The organism is Corynebacterium sp. HMSC062A03 (assembly GCF_001811145.1).
Lineage (GTDB): Bacteria > Actinomycetota > Actinomycetes > Mycobacteriales > Mycobacteriaceae > Corynebacterium > Corynebacterium aurimucosum.
Genome location: NZ_KV803677.1, coordinates 1 through 221, shown reverse-complemented (window position 1 = coordinate 221; position 221 = coordinate 1). Strand labels below are relative to the sequence as shown.

The following is a 221-nucleotide window of genomic DNA, read 5'->3' as shown; positions in this document are numbered from 1 at the left end:
GTTGATGATTCTGGTGTGAAGCCGGTTGATCCGACTGATGAGGAGCAGGACACTGGTATCAAGGTCACTAACCCGGATGATGACACCAAGGTTTCTGCTACCGATGAGGATGGCAAGGATATCCCGGTTGAGATTGACGAGAACGGCAATGTTGTTGTTACTCCGGGTACCGATGTTGATGGTCCTATCAATGTAGTTGTTGAGGATCCGGATCTGGATGG

General features: G+C 49.8%; 1 protein-coding gene. It reads left to right on the top strand.

Features of this window, described 5'->3' with window-relative positions; genetic code table 11:
- Positions 1–221 (top strand): hypothetical protein (locus HMPREF2781_RS12545; protein ID WP_168163681.1); only part of this gene is annotated, 221 nt, incomplete at both ends.